This is a genomic window from Rickettsia conorii str. Malish 7 (genome assembly GCF_000007025.1).
In the GTDB taxonomy this organism is placed as follows: Bacteria; Pseudomonadota; Alphaproteobacteria; order Rickettsiales; family Rickettsiaceae; genus Rickettsia; species Rickettsia rickettsii.
This window is the reverse complement of the sequence record NC_003103.1, coordinates 887,501-904,684: the sequence shown is the minus strand read 5'-3', so window position 1 is coordinate 904,684 and position 17,184 is coordinate 887,501. Positions and strand designations below refer to the sequence as shown.

Below are 17,184 nucleotides of genomic sequence, written 5' to 3'. Positions count from 1 at the left end.
CGTTAAAATCTATCCACGTTTTTCATAATCTCAAGATAATCAATTTTGCCGTTTGTAAGTAGAGGTATTTCTGAATCGGTAATAATTACTTTCGGTAAATGTAGTAAAGGAATTTGAGCTTTAGATACAGCATCTGCAAAGTTCTCTCTATTTATATTGGAACCGGTAGTAAGTAAAATAATCTTGTCTTCGTGCGTTTTATCGGGAATAGAAATAGCAGCGTGCAAGGAATCAGGATCAAGTTCGCTTGCAAGTTCTTCAATTTTTGTAAGAGATATCATTTCCCCTGCTATTTTAGCAAAGTGTTTTAAACGTCCTAGAGTTGTTATATATCCTTCAGAATCGATTTTGACTATATCGCCTGTGTCGTACCATTCTTTATAAGTACGGTGACCTTCTAAGTCCAAGTAACCAAGCATGATGTTAGGACCCTTAATGAATAAACGTCCCCCTTCATTTATTCCCTCTACTTTCTCAAGCTTATAATCAATTTTCGGTAATAATCTTCCTACCGTGCCTGCTTTATTATGCATAGGGGTATTGCAAGCTATAATAGGTGAGGCTTCTGTAATCCCATATCCTTCAAAAATACGTATGCCATACTTATTAAGCCAAAATTGTCGTGTAGATTCTTTTAATTTCTCGCTACCGGCAAATATATAGCGTAATGAGTAAAAATCATATGGGTGAGCGTAATTAGCATAACCGTTTAAAAAAGTATCGGTAGAAATTAATATAGTTGCTCCAATATCGTATATAACTTCAGGAATGCTACGATAATTTAGTGGAGAAGGATATAGAAACAGCTTAATACCGTTTAAAGTTGTAATAATTGCACCACTAAAACCAAAACAATGAAATAGCGGTAGCGCATTAAATACTATATCTTCAGGGCTAAAAGGTACTTTAGCAGTTATTTGATATCTATTAGTTTGTAAATTTCTGTGAGATAATAATACGGCTTTAGGTTCACCTTCAGTACCCGAAGTAAAAATTATCACTGCCGGTTTTTCGTCATCACGATTACGACAAAAATAATTGTAATAAGTTTGGGCACAATAACTTCCTATTTTTGCTTTTAGTTTTAGGGCTGTACCAATCTGATTTTTAAAATCTTCTAAATATATTATTTTAATACCGAAATCTAATAAGTTAGTTATTAATTCATGTAAATTTGCTTTCTCAATAAATTGTTTTGAAGTGTAAACTACTTTAATTTGTGCAAGTTTACAGGAGTTAATAATAGTACTTATGCCGCTGCTCCAGTTAATTATAGCAGGAACATAACCGCTAGATTGCATAGCGTAAAAAGTAATTAACGTATTCGTGGTATTAGGCAACATTAAGCCTAAATTTCTGCCAAAGATATTATTCTTTTTGATTAAATCACCTAGGATAAAAGATTTTAATATTAAATCTCGATAAGTAACCGCATTATTTTCAAAATCATCAACTATTTTTTTCTTAAATCCATGAATTTTAGCAGCTTCTATAAGAGATGAGAATACAGTATTTTGATAGTCTGAACTTTCAAACATCATGTCAGCCATGATATCATAAAGAGTCCTAGATATATAACTGCGTCGTTCTTGATTGCTTGTAGCATCCATATTAGCGAATTTTACCGGCGGTAAAACGGTTATAGTAATTTTAGGAAATATTTTTCTTTTTAATATGTTTTTTAATTTTGATAAATGAGTAAATTGAGTACCGTCTATTCTAACCGGTAAGACGGTAGCACCGGCTTTATCGGCGATCATTCCTGGTCCTTCGTATATTTTCATTAAAGAACCGGTAACGCTTATTCTACCTTCAGGGAAAATTGCTACTTTCTGATCCTTTTGTACTTCTTTTACTAAAGTCTTTATTGCCATTGGGTTACTTGGATCAACCGGCAAAGTTCTTGCCATACGTAAAAACGGTTTAATCCACCATATTTTTTGTATATCGGGACTAATTGCAAAAGTCATTTCTTCTCGTAAGTAAGTAGCAATTAGCGGCGGATCTAGATATGAAATATGGTTAGCGACCACTACTACTTTTTTACCTGCTTTTTGAAAATTTTCAAATCCTTTAACTTCAACCTTATACATAAGATCAAAACAGATTTGGAATATTCTTCGCAATAGCTTAAATGGAATAATTTTAACTTCAGGTATTAAACGGTAAATATGTATAGTAACAATTATATTAGCTATGCTAATAAATAATATAATCCAGGGTATAGTGAAATTTAGGTAAAATAATAAAGATAGAATTATTGTGGATCCCACCATGAAAATGGAATTGATAAGATTGTTAACGGCAATAATTCGACTACGATGAGCAGGGTTTGCGTAATGCTGTAATATCGCAAAAAGCGGAACGATATATAATCCGCCTATTGCCGCTAAGAACAATAAATCTATAACTATGCGCCAATTATGTCTTTTCGATAAAAATACTAAAATACTTTTTAGCTGAGTAGGTTCGTAGTTAACTGAGCTAATTCTACTTGCAAAGAATAAATCAATACCGAAAATACTAATGCCTAGGGCTGAAATAAATAGATATTTAACGGTAATCTCATCTTCAAATATTTTGCTACATAAAAACGAACCGACCCCAACACCAAGCGAGAAAACCGCTAAAAATAAATTAGCAACATTCTCATCAGCTTTAAAAGTTATCTTAGCAAGTAAAGGTATTTGAGAAATTATAGCAGCTCCGATAAACCAAAACCATGAAATACCAAGTATAGCTAAATATATCTGTTTTTTTGCTTTGGCATATTTAATCATATTTATGCTTTCATCTATAATATTAAAATTTATTTTAATATCACGATTTACGTTTTTAGATTTTGGGGAAAAAAGGCTTGTAATAAAGCCAAGAAAAGCGATGGTAATTAAGGAATAAATTATAAAATTATTGCTGATTGTATAATAGCTGCCGATTATAGTACCGATAAAAATACCGATAAAAGTTCCGGCTTCAACAAAGCCGTTAGCTCCAAGTAGTTCGTCTTTATTTAGGTGATCAGGTAATACGCTATATTTGATTGGACCGAAAAAAGTAGAATGTATACCCATTAAGCCAATAGAACAAAACAGGATTAACAGATTATTATGATGAAATCCGTAAATTGCAAAGGCAATTATACCGATTTCACAAATCTTAATAATTTTAATAAGATTTGCACGCTCGTATTTATCGGCAATTTGTCCTGCTATGCTTGCGAATATTATAAAAGGTAATACAAAAGTAGCATTAGCAATTAAAACAAGTAGATTATTATATTTACTTAAAGCTCCTGAAATACCATAAGTTATAAGGATTACCAGAGCATTTTTTAATATATTATCATTAAGACAACCGCATAACTGCACTATAAAATTCGGTAAAAATCGTCTATCTTTGAAAAGATATAATTTGTTTGTGTCCATGATATAAAATATTTTAAATGCTAATTTTATTGGGTGACTCTTATGTCATTCCCGTGAAAACAGGAATCCAGTAATTAAAAAATATAAAAGTTTTTAAAACTAAAAATTCGATTTATCTCGCTTTACCCTGGATTCCCGCCTATGCGGGAATGACATAAGCGAGCTATGCAACAAAACCTAAACTCCCCAAATATTAGCAATTTATATTAATATGTCAAATGTGGTGCTTATTTACTTTCTGTTTCTAAGCATCTTGATTTTATTAATTCATCTACAAGAGAAATGTTTTCGTCGGTAGAATCAGTGTAATTTTTGACTATTGTTTGTAATGCAGATAAAGCTTGGCTTGTAGTATCTTTCGTTTTAACTTTCTTTCTTCTTTGTAAATTCTTTTTTAAGGCAGTTGATAACTTATCAAATTTAGCTGGTGATTTGGCTTTTTTCGGTGCTTCTTTGATATAGTTGGTAGATGACATAAATAATTATCTTTTCACATTAGCATTATTATATTATATTATGGATATTTTGGAAAATAAAACTATAAATAATCTATGAATCAAAGTAATATAATCTCTCCTGAGTTATTGGATGAGAGAAGAAATATTGCAAGGCAAGGGGGCGGTGAAGCTAGGATCAACGCACAACATCAAAAAGGTAAGTTAACTGCACGAGAACGCATAGAAGTATTATTAGATCCGAATAGCTTTACCGAAACAGGTATGTTTGTATCCCATAGATGCGATAATTTTGGGATGCAGGATAAAAAGTTTTTAGGTGACGGCGTTGTAACGGGACACGGTACGATAAACGGTAGGTTGGTATTTATTTATAGCCAAGATTTTACCGTACTCGGCGGCTCTCTCGGTGAATATCATGCTAAGAAAATCTGTGATATTATCGATCAAGCTATAGAAACCGGTGCTCCCGTAATCGGTATTAACGACTCAGGGGGAGCAAGAATTCAAGAAGGGGTTGATGCTCTGGCCGGATACGGTGAATTATTTCAGCGTAATGTTTTAGCGTCGGGTGTCATCCCTCAAATTACCCTAATTATGGGCCCTTGTGCCGGTGGTGCGGTATATTCTCCTGCCTTAACCGATTTTATATTTATGGTTAAGAATAGTTCTTATATGTTCGTAACTGGTCCCGATGTAGTAAAAACCGTTACGGGTGAAGAAGTAAGCCAAGAAAAGCTCGGCGGTGCTAGGATGCATACCACTAAAAGCGGCGTTGCCGATCTTGCATTTAACAATGATATAGAAGCATTGCTTGAAATTCGTAAATTCTTTAATTTCCTTCCGTCATCCAATCGTAGTCCTCTTCCTGTTCGTTCGACTGTTGATCCTGCCGATAGAGTGGATATGTCTCTTAGTACGTTAATACCTAACACTCCTAATAAGCCTTATGATATGAAAGAGCTTGTTGAGCGTATCGTTGATGAGGGAGAATTTTTTGAACTACAACCTGATTTTGCTAAGAATATCATTATTGGCTTTGGTTATATGGAAGGTTATCCGGTAGGATTTGTGGCTAATCAGCCTTTGCATTTAGCAGGATGTTTAGATATAAACGCCTCAAGAAAAGCAGCAAGATTTGTTAGATTTTGTGATGCTTTCAATATTCCTATAGTAAGTCTTGTTGATGTGCCTGGATTTCTGCCTGGTACATCCCAAGAGCATGATGGTATTATTAAACACGGGGCTAAGCTGTTATACGCTTATGCGGAAGCTACAGTGCCGAAGATTACTGTAATTACCCGTAAGGCTTATGGAGGTGCTTATATAGTTATGAACTCCAAGCATCTTAGAGGTGATATAAACTATGCTTGGTTTAATTCGGAAATCGCTGTTATGGGGGCAGAGGGAGCAGCAGAGATAATATTTAAGGAAGAATGTAAAAACCCTGAAGCTAAAAAACAAAAAATCGATGAATATAGGCAAGTAGTAACTTCGCCTTTTGTTGCGGCATCTAGGGGATATTTGGATGATATTATAAGACCGCAAAATACCAGATGGCGAATATGTAAGGCGTTAAATTTTCTGCGTACTAAAAAAGTAGAACTGCCTTGGAAGAAGCATGATAATTTGCCGCTTTAGCTGTCATCCCGTGGCGTGACCATGGGATCTCAGAATACAGCCTGTGACACAAGACCCCGTGGTCAAGCCACGGGGTGACATTAGGATATAAAAAACTATGAATAAACCATTATTTGATAAAATTTTAATTGCTAATCGTAGCGAGATCGCCGTTAGGATAATACGTACCTTAAAAAAGATGGGGATAAAGTCGGTTGCAGTATATTCTGAAGCAGATACAAACTCAATGTATGTGCAGCATGCAGATGAGGCTTATTATATAGGTGATTCCCCTGCAACGGAAAGTTATTTATCTATTAAAAATATTATTTCGGCGATTCGTGAAAGTGGCGCAAGTGCAGTACATCCAGGTTACGGTTTTTTATCAGAAAATCCAAATTTTGCCAATATTCTTAAAAGAGAAGGTGTTGTTTTAATAGGACCGAGTGCCGGAACTATTAAAAAAATGGGCGATAAAATCGAAGCAAAAAAGATAGCGATAGAAGCCGGAGTTAGCACCGTGCCAGGTTATATGGGAACTATAAACGATGTTAAACAAGCTATAGATATTGCTAAAGAGATTGGTTTTCCGGTAATAGTAAAAGCGGCTGCCGGCGGCGGTGGACGTGGTATGAGAGTAGTGAATAATCCCGCTGAAATGGCCAATGCTTTTGAGTCGGCAAAGCTTGAAGCAGCCAATAGTTTTAGTGACGATAGATTATTTATTGAGAAGTTAATTCAAACTCCCCGTCATATCGAAATTCAGCTAATTGCCGATCAATACGGCAATAGTGTATGTCTCGGAGAGCGGGAATGTTCAATACAGCGTCACCATCAAAAAGTAATCGAAGAAGCACCAAGTTCTTTTATTACTGAAGATATAAGGCAAGAAATGTATCGGCAGGTAATATCCTTATCTCAAAAAGTGGGATATTATTCGGCCGGTACCGTTGAGTTTATAGTAGATAGCAATAAAAATTTCTATTTTTTAGAGATGAATACTAGGTTGCAAGTCGAGCATCCTGTTACTGAGCTAATTACCGGTATAGATATCGTTGAAGAGATGATACAAATCGCAGCCGGCGAGAAATTATCATTTACACAAGATGACGTAAAATTAAAAGGTTGGGCATTTGAATCACGAATTTGTGCCGAAAACCCAAGCCGAGGTTTCTTACCTTCTAGCGGTAGAATTATAGCTTATTCCGAACCTGCAAAGAGTCCTAATATCCGTATAGATACAGGGATTGGGCTTGGCGGCGAAGTAAGTATGTTTTATGACTCAATGATTGCAAAATTATGTACTTACGGTGAAACAAGAGAGCAGGCAATTGAGCTAATGCATTCTGCTTTGAGTTCTTATATAATTAACGGTATTGCTCATAATATCAGTTTCTTAGAAGCGGTAATGCTACATCCACGCTTTGTTAGCGGCGATATTTCTACTGCCTTTATTCAAGAAGAATATCCTGACGGTTTTTCCGGAGCTAGTCTAACTTCAGAAGTAACTACCGTATTTTTAGCAACGGCTATTTTTATTTATATATCGGAGCAAAGACGTGCTTCTTTAATTTCCGGCAATATTAACAATCAGGCTAACAAAATAGGTACAAGGTGGGTAGTAACTATCGATGATAAGCTATTTCCTGTATTAATTACACCTGTTGAAAACGGCTATAATATACGTCACGAAAGCGATAGAATATATATTCGTAGTAACTGGAATTTAGGTAATGAACTTTTTACGGCTATAATTAACGGTAAAAAGACAAATGTGAGAATTGAGAATATCAGAACCGGTTATTTATTATCGCATGCCGGTATTAGCGTAAAAGCCTTTGTACGCTCTCCTCGTATCTCAGAACTTGAAGCGTTGATGGTCTCAAAAGTAGTGGTGGAAGAAAGCTCCGAACTACAAGCTCCTCTAAGCGGTCAGATTGCTGCAATAAAGGTGAAAGAAGGGCAGGAAGTGACGGCAGGACAAGAAATTATGATTTTAACTGCTATGAAAATGGAAAACCTGATTCTTGCCGAAAGAGATGGAAAAATAGCTAAAATTTTTGTTAATGAAAAGGATAATGTTATAAGAGGGCAGGTATTATTAGAATTTGCTTGATATATTAGATTCTGTAAAGGATAATTCCATTATTTATATTTTCAGATATTTTTTAGCGCAAATTAATAAGATGTTTGCAGTAATAGTTGTTCCTATTTCAAAACAATCTTATAATTTGCAGCAAAGAAGAGCAAAAATAGATTAATTTAATTTTCCTTCACAGAACCTAATATATTGTCTTTTGCTTATAATTCGCTACTATAGTAAACTCAGCTCCATTTTATGACAAGCGTAAGGGTAGAGCCTATATATAATAGGCAAGACAACGAACAACGAAGTACAAAATGGAGATCAGTTTACTATATTCATTTATTTAGAATTAATTAAGTCAAAATTTTGCTCAATAACTGAAATATTTGAGCTAGCTTTTTCAAATAGATAATGATTTTTGTTTACCTTATTATATGCCTCTATAGCTTCTGTAAATTCTTCTTGATTAAGATAACACTCTCCTAAATAATATTGTGCTTTTTGATAATAATTAGAGCTTTTGTGTATTTTACTATACATGTCTATAGCTTCTTTATAATTTCTCATTCCTAAAATAATTATTTCCTTCCGTAAGATTTGGATGAGCCATGGTTCCTCCGTATTTTAATTAGATTTTTTTATAAAAAAGTATATATTACCATGAAATATGATTCTCATGTTTCATGGTAATATATATGTATCTAATAAATGTGTAAGAGGTTTTGTCGTCATTGTGAGGCAAATTGTAAGTTTTGATTAAGCAGTATAGTTAAAAATACTAATATTATTAGTATTTTTAACTATACCCCATGGACAAGCCACAGGGTAACAATTAGGAAACTGGTTCACGCAACAACGTCTATGCAGGAATGACATAAGAGCAGGCAATGAAGCAATCTTATCGTAGGAATGACATTATTAAAGCTCAGAATCAAATATTTTTATATCACCGCCTAAAGACGTTTCTTAATCAAGTCCCTCAAGGGCAAAAGTGCGAAATATACCTGATTTAGAAGGGGTATGTTCTAACCTAGAGCCTGTGTTAGGTTTTTCAGTTTCAACCTTAAAATCAGAAACATAGCCCTCGTCTTCTACTACAGTATTTGTATTTATTGGAATTTTCTTCCCGCTAGAATAATCTTCTAACAGTGCTTTAATTTCTGCGAAATTTTGTAAATCTTTAGATAGTTGTTTTTTGAATTTAGAAAATTTTTGCTTTATTTGTTCTAATGATAAATTCTTATATCCGTATGATATACGTGTTTTTCATATCGTCTCTAATATGTATTGGTGGTTAGGATTATTAGCTTTTTCACACAATGTAGAAATCTCAGTGATTTGAGTGAGTTGACACGATACATCGCTATGTAAGTTATCTTTTTCCCATCCTTTAACATTATAGTTACCGTGTTTAAGTAAATATTTTACTATTGTGACCTGCCCATACTCTGATGCAAGCATTAAAGGTGATATATCTGTATTGCCGTTAATCGTTTGCATCTAATAATGTTTTTACCGCATTTAAATTACCGTATATTATTGCTACTTCTAGAGCTACATCTAAATTAGCATTTTTAGATAAAAGATACTTTGCAATTGCTTTTCTATTTTTTAAATTTGCGGTACTTAATGGTGTGTTAAACGATATTCAGTATTAACATCAAAACCGTATATTTCAACAAATTTTTTAATTACTTCAAGCTTATTTTCGTTTATTGCTTTAAAAAAGATTTGCTTATGAAGATCGTTTACATTTTGACCACCTTGTGCTGCTTCTTCTAAGGTTGTATTTAAATAAGTTGCTCCTTTTATTAAAAGATCACATGTAATGTCTATTTTGTAAGGTTCTTCTAAACCGGCAGTAACATTTAGTGTATTAGAACCATAATGACTAAAATTTACATTCACTCCTTTTTCTTCTACAAAATACTTTACTAAAATTAAACTTTTATTGTGTATTGCTTGTATTAGACTGGGATTAGGTTTAAACGTAAGATTATTAAGTAAATATTCAGCTTGTGCATTATTGTTTTTAAGTGCAAATTCTAATGCTTTGTATTTATTTTACACCTTGCGATATAAGGTCTTCCATGAGATTTATTTTATTTAAATTCGGATCATCTAAGCTAGCTATAATATTTAATGCTGTTCCGTCTTTAGGATGAAACGCATCAAAATATTGTTTTAAATACCCTAGAGTTATTACATTTTCTGTTTTAGTAGTTTCCGGCTTAGTAGTTTTTGTAATTTGAGAACCCCCTGGAGCTGTGGAGGAGTTGTGCATGATAATTTACCTTAAATTAATTTATAGCGTGCGTACTATAGATTAATCTAAGTAAATTATCAACATCTTAATTGATAGTAAAATAATTTACGATTTCTTAACTTTAAGTTGTATTTGATGGTTCTCTAATGCTACTTTACTTACATAATCAGGCGTGAAATTTTTAGCAAACTCGCCTAAAGTTTGTTCTTTAATAAAGTCTCCATAATTATCAATTATCTTAGATAAATTAAACTCGCTTATTATCTCAATTAAAATCCTGTCAGTGATAGAGAAATCGGCATCTTTTCGAGCCTGTTGTATAAAGCGTACAATGTCTCTTGCGTATCCTTCTTCTATTAACTCAGGTGTTAGCTCTAAATCAAGTATTAACAAGCTACTATTATTCTCAAAACTTGCTGCTCCTTTGATATGTGAATACGGCTCTAAAACTAGCTTATATTCGTCACTATTTAAGGTTTCACCGCATATAGCTAAACCGCCTGTGATAGCTTCCCACTCACCTTTTTTAGAAGCGGCTATAATCTCTTTCATTTTATGCGGCAAACGTTTACCAAGCATTGGGAAATTAATCGATAGTTTTTTGCTTGCGTAATTCTCTAGATCGTCACGATAAATTACTGCCTTAACATTAATTTCATCTTTAATTAAATCTTCAAAATCTTTGAGGTTGTTATTATGTTTACTGATAATAGCTATGCTAGCAAGTGGTTGCCTTACCCTGATATTTTCAGTGCTTCGGATAAATAGGCTATTACTGCAAATATCAAGCACGTTATCCATAGTAGCAACCAGCTCGTGATTTATTTCAAAGTCTGAGAGAGTAGGGTAGTTGCAGAGATGTACGCTAATCGCGTCATTGCGAGGCACTGAAAGTGCCGTGGCAATCTTATGAGATACTCCTGAAATTGCTTTGTCAAGACTTGTGTCTTTCCTCGCAATGATGTTTGATTTTCCTGAGAGTGCTGTGTCGTTACGCTCCTCACAATGACGTAATCCCTTATATATCGCTTCCGAAATCATAGGCACTAGTGCCGACATCGCAATAGCCATGGTGTCTAAACATGAATATAGAGTATTATAAGCATTTTGCTTATCTGTATCTTTTGCGCTTTTCCAAAATCTAGCTCGGCTTCGTCTTATATACCAGTTATTCAAAACTTCAAAAAATGCTGAAACTGCATGATAAGCTGTTTGCGTATCGAAATTATCTAAGCTCTCTTCAATTTTTTGTACGGCTATTTTAAGCTTAGATAATATATAAACATCAAGTACGTTTTTAGAGCTAAAATTAAGCTTGCCTTTAAGCGAATCGGCATTAGCATACATCGTAAAGAAATGGTAAGCATTCCATATAGGTTTGATAAATAGACGAAGCGTATCAAATACCATTTTGCCGTCTTTATCAATTAATAGCTCCTGACCTTTAACAACGTTTGAAGATAACATCGTAACTCTTAAAGCGTCAGAGCCGTATTTATCAAATAGCTCCAGCGGATCGGCGTAGTTATTAAGACGCTTTGAAAGTTTTTGACCTGTAGAGTCTAAAATTACGCCGTGGCATATACAATTTAAAAACGGTGGGCGATCAAATAAAGCGGTAGATAGCACCATTAAAGTATAAAACCATCCGCGTGTTTGAGCTGAATACTCAACTATAAAATCAGCCGGAAAATGATCCTCAAACCACTCTTTATTTTCAAAAGGGTAATGGGCTTGCCCATATGGCATTGAACCGCTTTCAAACCAGCAATCAAACACGTCTTCTATTCTACGCATTGTTGATTTACCGGTTGGATCGTCGGGATTTGGTCTTGTCAGTTCATCGATAAACGGACGATGTAAATCAGTAACTTTAACACCAAAATCTTTCTCTAATTCCTCTATAGAGCCGTAAACGTCTATGCGTGGATATTTTGGATCATCGGACTTCCATACAGGCAGCGGCGTTCCCCAGAATCTATTACGGCTTATCGACCAATCACGGGCATTTTCAAGCCACTTACCAAATAAATTATCTTTAACATGGAAAGGTATCCAGTTAATTTGCTGATTTAACTCTACCATTCTATCTTTAAATTGCGTAACCTTTACGTACCATGATGGAACAGCCTTATATATAAGAGGCGTATCTGTTCGCCAGCAATGAGGATAATTATGAATATACTGCTCGGTTTTTAGCCAATTTCCTTGCTCTTTCAGTTTGATTATTATTTTGTCATTTGCATCAAATACTTGTAAGCCCTCTAAATCAGGAATTTCTTTAGTGAATTTACCGCTATTATCAACAGGACAAACAAGCTCAATACCTTTCGATTCACAAAGTATTTGGTCATCTTCACCAAAACCTGGAGCCATATGTACGACTCCCGTGCCGTCACCCTCAACCACGAAATCGCCTGCAAATATCTTGAAGCTGTTTGGATGATTCTCGAAATAGTCGAATAAAGATTTATAGTTCAATCCTTGAAGTGCTGAGCCTTTAATTATCTCAAAATTTTCTTCACCGCTAAGTCCTAATTCTTTAGCATATTTAGAGACGGAATAGGCAGCTATTATATAACAAACATCATTTTTAGGGACTAATGCATAATCTATATCACTACCGACTGCTAAGGCTAAATTTGATGGCAATGTCCAAGGTGTTGTCGTCCAAGCGAGTATACGGTATTCTTTAAAAGATCCTGTGGTCGTAGTCACGGGATGAGATAGTACAAAACTCACCGTTACAGCTTTATCGGCTCGCTCACGATAAGAATTATCAAGTCTTGTTTCAAAATTAGAAAGTGGTGTTTCGCATGCCCAAGAATAAGGCATTACCCGCATAGATTCATACAATAACCCCTTATTATATAACTCCTTAAATGCCCAAAGTACGGATTCCATAAAATTCTTATCCATCGTTTTATAAGAATTTTTAAAATCCACCCATCTTGCTTGACGAGTTACATATTCTTCCCAATCATTAGCATATTTCATTACCGAAGCTCTGCAATGTGCATTAAACTTCTCTATACCAAAATTAGCTATTGCAAGACGTCCTGAAATGCCAAGTTCTTTCTCTGATTGCATTTCAGCAGGAAGACCGTGACAGTCCCAACCAAAGCGACGCTCGACTTTCTTACCTTTTATGGTTTGGTATCTAGCATATACGTCTTTAATAAAGCCGGTAAGCAAATGACCGTAATGCGGCAAACCGTTTGCAAAAGGCGGGCCGTCATAAAAAATAAATTCTGACTCTCCGTTCCTATCATCAATGGATTTTTGGAATATATTATTGTCTTGCCAAAATTTTAGTATCTCTCGCTCTAAGCCTGCAAAATCAGCATTCGAGCTAACTTCAGGATAATATTTAGTATTTGTCATTATTTTAGAAATTATTTTTAAAAATATCTTCATTATATGCAAGAGAGGTCATAATACAAGAATTTTTAAGGTATTTAAGAAAGTAATAAGGTGTATTACAGATTAAAAGATGATATAGAAATTTTGTCTAACTCAATTCATTTCACTATTAGTTACTAGCTATCGTTTCAGCTTCATAAGCCGGATAATATTTGTGCTTCGTATCCTAAATACTGCCACTCTTCATTTAAATATTTAAATATTACTTCAACTCTAGTATATTTTGTTAAATCGCTAAGGCCCTGTGCTTTAGCATCACTTTCTACTTTATTACTTAAATTTAGTAGGAGCTTTTGTTTTTGCTCTAAATTAATAGTTTTCATAAGAGCTAGCAAATCACAGATTTTAAATATTAAATTCTTTACATGTTTCTTTTCTGTTTTATAAGAATAATATTTGTCATCATTTATCTTCTCTTGAAGATCTAAATTATTCAGAGAAAAGTATCTTTAGTGTTTTTGAATTTTCACCGAAATAACTTATAGGGATAACTTGATTATTAACTAATGTTCTATCATGTTCTTTATTAGAACATGCTTTTTTAAATTGAGTTTTCATATTATGTGAATTAGCGAATCAAAACAATATTGCAACTTAATTGTAAGCTAGCCCAAGCTTTGTCTGCTGTATATATCGGATAATTTTTTCCTGTCCTTTTGCTTCCGCAAGTAAAGGCATCAAGGAAGAAGAATTAAGAATTATTGTTATGAGAAGACATTATTGGGTTACAAGTTAAAATTTAGAAGTTTCTTTATTCGCTTTTTGATATTTCTGTTTTAAAAATTCATCAACAAATGATTCTGATTTAGAACCATGTTGTTTAAACAATGCTTGAGCTTCTTTTACAGTCTTATGACAAGTGATTAAATGTAATTCATTATTAACTTTATTTATAAGTTTCAATAGCATTTTTATATTTGATATGGAGTTAATATTACCAATTAAGCATATCTACGTAAACATTCTAACTATGGGGATCCTTGAAGGGGCGAGTAATTTTTTCATCTGTGAGAAAGTTTTTACTATATTTTCTACGGCAGTCTCAATCAATTTATCGGTTTCAATATAATTTTCCGATTCGTCTTGGATATAAAAAAGAATAGATGAAACATAAACCGAGAGCAATAAGCTTCTTTTGGTATAATAGTTAAAATCAAGAGATTTATCACCGGCATAACGCCAAATAGCATCACAACTACGGAATGCAACTTCAGTTCCTTGTATTGGGTTTAATGCAAAATAAGCGGCATTCTTACTATGAATAATAGGAAGTACGGTTTTGACCCTAGTCTTTACGGCCAAAGATATTTTTTCTCTTATTTTTGATGGTTCTGCTATTATCTTTAAGCTTTCTAGCATAATATTATCTAAATACTCTTCCAAGAATCCTACTATTTCGGATAAACCTTCTGGAAAAACTATTAAGCTATAGCCTTTTGCGAAACCGCATTTTTCTTCTGCTTCTTCGAGTAGTTTATTATTCCATTCATTAAACGGTAATAATTCTAATAAAGATTGCACGAAGCTTATTTTTTTGATATGGTGTTCTTCTTGAATGCTCATATTTTTAACCTTGACATATAACTGAATTATAGGGTATAGTTCAATAAACCACAATATCTTTTAAGGAGAGTAATTTTAGTGATACTAGTAAATGTTCACGCCGGTAATTGTGATAATACGCTTAAGAATTTTAAGAAAAAGCTACAAAGAGAGCTTTATTTTCGTAAGATGAAAGAACAGCGTTATTATGAAACACCTTCAGCGAAGCGTGTTCGTAAAGTACAAGAAGCAGCAAGAAGACAGAGAAAATTTGCTCGTAAAAAAATGTTTGATGAATAAAATTTCAAACAATTTTCATACTAAATATAAAGCTAGAAATATTAATATTTCTAGCTTTTTTTATTGTCATCTAGTTGCTTGACCATGTGTTGTACGAACGTTCAAGATGTCATTCCTGCGCAAGCAGGAATCCAAAAAATAGCCATACAAAATTTTATGTATTTGATGAAATAAATATAATAAAAAAACAAGTTTTTATATGTTTGACTGGATTCCCGCTTCCGCGGGAAAATGACATAAAAACAATCAATGCAACAACACCCCGCTTTTGCAGCAATGACAATAAGACACTTAAAACTTGAAATATTTTCAATTAGCTTTTTTTTATGTTATAAAGAACTGTTATAGTCATATAAACAGTATCTATGCTTAGTTATCTTAAACAAAATTTACATTCTTATTTTTCTAGTAGAGTACTAATTTTTACTTTAGCAACAGCAGCTATTATTTTTGCTTGTGCTACTTTTTATGTGATATCTTTAGAATCAAAGAATTTTAGTACGATTATTGGATTTTTATTAGTTGATTTAGCAATTTTTTTAATTTTAGGTGTTGTACTAACTCAAAAATTTTTTACTAAAAATAATAATAACGATAGTTCTAAATTACAAAATCGTATTGTAATTGCCTTTAGTTTAGTTGCAGCTATTCCAACTATAATTGTTTCGGTATTTTCTGTTTATTTTTTTAATCTTAGTGTTCAAGCTTGGTTTGATAAGAAGATTTCTACGGTTCTTGATCAATCCGTGATAGTTGCAGAATCGTATATTGCCGAGCATAAATTACAGCTAAAAGAAACGGCTTTAGCCGTTGCTGAAGATTTAAGCGATATGTATTACGATTTAATTCACAATCCCGCTTTATTTACTAAAACACTTAATACTGAAGCAGAGATGCGTTCGCTTGATGAGGCTATAGTTTTAAACAAATCTACTAATACTATAGTAGCTAATAGTTATTTAAGTTTTTCATTATCATTTGCAACTATCCCTGCACATTTAATAAAAAAAGCGGATTTAGGTGAACTGGTGGAAGTAAAATCCGATCCAACCAAAATAAGAATGCTGATTAAATTAAAAGAGTATAATGATGTGTATTTATTAGTTGGTAGATTAGTAGATAATAAAATTATCGACCATGTAGATGCAACTAATGGAGCAGCTGCCGAGTATAATAGCCTTAAAAATGAAATAGATAATATACAGATTAAGTTCTCTATAATGTTTATCTTTATTGCCTTATTACTTCTTTTTGTAGCTATAAGTTTCGGGGTTATATTTACTGCTAAAATAGTAAAACCTATTAAAAAATTAGTTACTGCAACCGATAACGTTAAAGATGGCGATTTAACGGTACAAGTGCCTGAAAATGAAGTAGATAAAGACGAAATAGGCACGCTTTATGTGGCATTTAATAGAATGATTAAGCAGCTTTCTCGCCAGCAGCGTGATTTAGTTATAGCACAGAGGGCTATGGCTTGGTCGGATGTTGCAAAAAAAGTAGCCCATGAAATCAAGAATCCGTTAACTCCTATTTTACTTGCTTCTGAAAGATTGCTGAAGAAATTTAGCCCTGAAATTAAGGAAAGGGTAGAATTTGAAAATTATTTAAAAATGATTATTCGCCATACTAACGATATTAAAAATATAGTATCCGAATTTGTTCTTTTTGCACGTCTTCCTGCTCCTAAATTTACGAAGAGTGAATTAGTTTATTTAGTTAAACATATTGTTGAAGCACGTAAATTACTTAATGATCATATTTTGTATAAATTTGAGTCTAACGTAGAACAATTTGATTTTATGTGTGATGCTACCCAAATAAATCAAGTTATGATCAATTTATTGAAAAACGCAGAAGAGTCAATAGAAGGACGAGAATCAGGGAAAATAGAAGTTACTATAGATGTTAAAGATGATTTTATTAGCGTTATTGTAACGGATAACGGTAAAGGATTCCCGCCTGAGCTAATAGGCAAAGCTACCGAAAGCTATGTTACGACCAGCAGTAAAGGTATGGGAGTAGGGCTTGCTATAGTTAAAAGAATAGTCGAAGAACATTGCGGCA

At 33.5% G+C, this 17,184-nt stretch carries 16 protein-coding genes (1 of these 16 running past the window's edge); 4 read left to right on the top strand and 12 right to left on the bottom strand.

From position 1 onward, the window contains the following. Positions 1-2: 2 nt before the first annotated feature. Both RC_RS04795 and RC_RS04790 read right to left on the bottom strand, forming a co-directional pair. Positions 3-3,425 carry an acyl-[ACP]--phospholipid O-acyltransferase gene (locus RC_RS04795; protein WP_010977558.1) on the bottom strand — a complete coding sequence of 1,141 codons (3,423 nt, stop codon included), beginning with the start codon at positions 3,423-3,425 and terminating at the stop codon, positions 3-5. Between the two features lie 227 nt (positions 3,426-3,652). Further along, positions 3,653-3,901 carry a hypothetical protein gene (locus RC_RS04790; RefSeq protein ID WP_010977557.1) on the bottom strand — a complete coding sequence of 83 codons (249 nt, stop codon included), beginning with the start codon at positions 3,899-3,901 and terminating at the stop codon, positions 3,653-3,655. A 75-nt stretch (positions 3,902-3,976) separates the two neighbouring features. Between RC_RS04790 and RC_RS04785 the strand changes: the two genes are divergently transcribed. Together RC_RS04785 and RC_RS04780 are read left to right on the top strand one after the other, a co-directional pair. After that, entirely contained in the window at positions 3,977-5,521 is a 1,545-nt protein-coding gene (locus RC_RS04785; protein WP_010977556.1) for an acyl-CoA carboxylase subunit beta, read from the top strand. 97 nt (positions 5,522-5,618) lie between these two features. Beyond that, positions 5,619-7,616: an acetyl-CoA carboxylase biotin carboxylase subunit gene (locus RC_RS04780; RefSeq protein ID WP_010977555.1), complete on the top strand. Its 1,998-nt coding sequence runs from the start codon at positions 5,619-5,621 to the stop codon at positions 7,614-7,616. A 309-nt stretch (positions 7,617-7,925) separates the two neighbouring features. Here the strand turns inward: RC_RS04780 and RC_RS04775 are convergent, their stop codons facing one another. From RC_RS04775 to RC_RS04740, 10 genes are all read right to left on the bottom strand, one after another. Further along, a complete protein-coding gene (locus RC_RS04775) occupies positions 7,926-8,153 on the bottom strand; it encodes a tetratricopeptide repeat protein (protein ID WP_010977553.1) in 228 nt (75 codons plus the stop codon). A 699-nt stretch (positions 8,154-8,852) separates the two neighbouring features. Then, entirely contained in the window at positions 8,853-9,086 is a 234-nt protein-coding gene (locus RC_RS04770; protein ID WP_010977552.1) for an ankyrin repeat domain-containing protein, read from the bottom strand. Next, positions 9,073-9,234 (bottom strand): hypothetical protein, encoded by a 162-nt coding sequence (locus RC_RS11075; RefSeq protein ID WP_324602842.1) that lies wholly within the window; start codon positions 9,232-9,234, stop codon positions 9,073-9,075. The genes RC_RS04770 and RC_RS11075 overlap by 14 nt, the downstream gene beginning before the upstream one ends. Further along, a complete protein-coding gene (locus RC_RS09950) occupies positions 9,213-9,494 on the bottom strand; it encodes a hypothetical protein (RefSeq protein ID WP_010977551.1) in 282 nt (93 codons plus the stop codon). Before RC_RS09950 ends, RC_RS11075 begins: the two co-directional genes overlap by 22 nt. A gap of 151 nt (positions 9,495-9,645) precedes the next feature. Further along, positions 9,646-9,870, bottom strand: coding sequence for a hypothetical protein (locus RC_RS04760; protein WP_010977550.1), 225 nt, complete (start codon positions 9,868-9,870; stop codon positions 9,646-9,648). A gap of 87 nt (positions 9,871-9,957) precedes the next feature. Then, positions 9,958-13,236 (bottom strand): isoleucine--tRNA ligase, encoded by a 3,279-nt coding sequence (gene ileS, locus RC_RS04755; RefSeq protein WP_010977549.1) that lies wholly within the window; start codon positions 13,234-13,236, stop codon positions 9,958-9,960. Positions 13,237-13,409: 173 nt separating this feature from the next. Then, a complete protein-coding gene (locus tag RC_RS09180; protein ID WP_016830877.1) occupies positions 13,410-13,598 on the bottom strand; it encodes a hypothetical protein in 189 nt (62 codons plus the stop codon). Between the two features lie 106 nt (positions 13,599-13,704). After that, a complete protein-coding gene (locus tag RC_RS10830; RefSeq protein WP_016830876.1) occupies positions 13,705-13,833 on the bottom strand; it encodes a hypothetical protein in 129 nt (42 codons plus the stop codon). Positions 13,834-14,007: 174 nt separating this feature from the next. Then, entirely contained in the window at positions 14,008-14,184 is a 177-nt protein-coding gene (locus RC_RS09660) for a hypothetical protein (protein WP_010977547.1), read from the bottom strand. 42 nt (positions 14,185-14,226) lie between these two features. After that, positions 14,227-14,838, bottom strand: coding sequence for a COQ9 family protein (locus RC_RS04740; protein ID WP_016830875.1), 612 nt, complete (start codon positions 14,836-14,838; stop codon positions 14,227-14,229). 78 nt (positions 14,839-14,916) lie between these two features. Between RC_RS04740 and rpsU the strand changes: the two genes are divergently transcribed. Together rpsU and RC_RS04730 are read left to right on the top strand one after the other, a co-directional pair. After that, positions 14,917-15,117: a 30S ribosomal protein S21 gene (gene rpsU, locus RC_RS04735; protein ID WP_004997902.1), complete on the top strand. Its 201-nt coding sequence runs from the start codon at positions 14,917-14,919 to the stop codon at positions 15,115-15,117. A 365-nt stretch (positions 15,118-15,482) separates the two neighbouring features. Then, positions 15,483-17,184 carry the 5' portion of a sensor histidine kinase NtrY-like gene (locus RC_RS04730; protein WP_010977545.1) on the top strand. The gene runs 98 nt beyond the window's last position, so 1,702 of the gene's 1,800 nt are visible here — the first part of the coding sequence; the start codon lies at positions 15,483-15,485; the stop codon falls past the right edge of the window.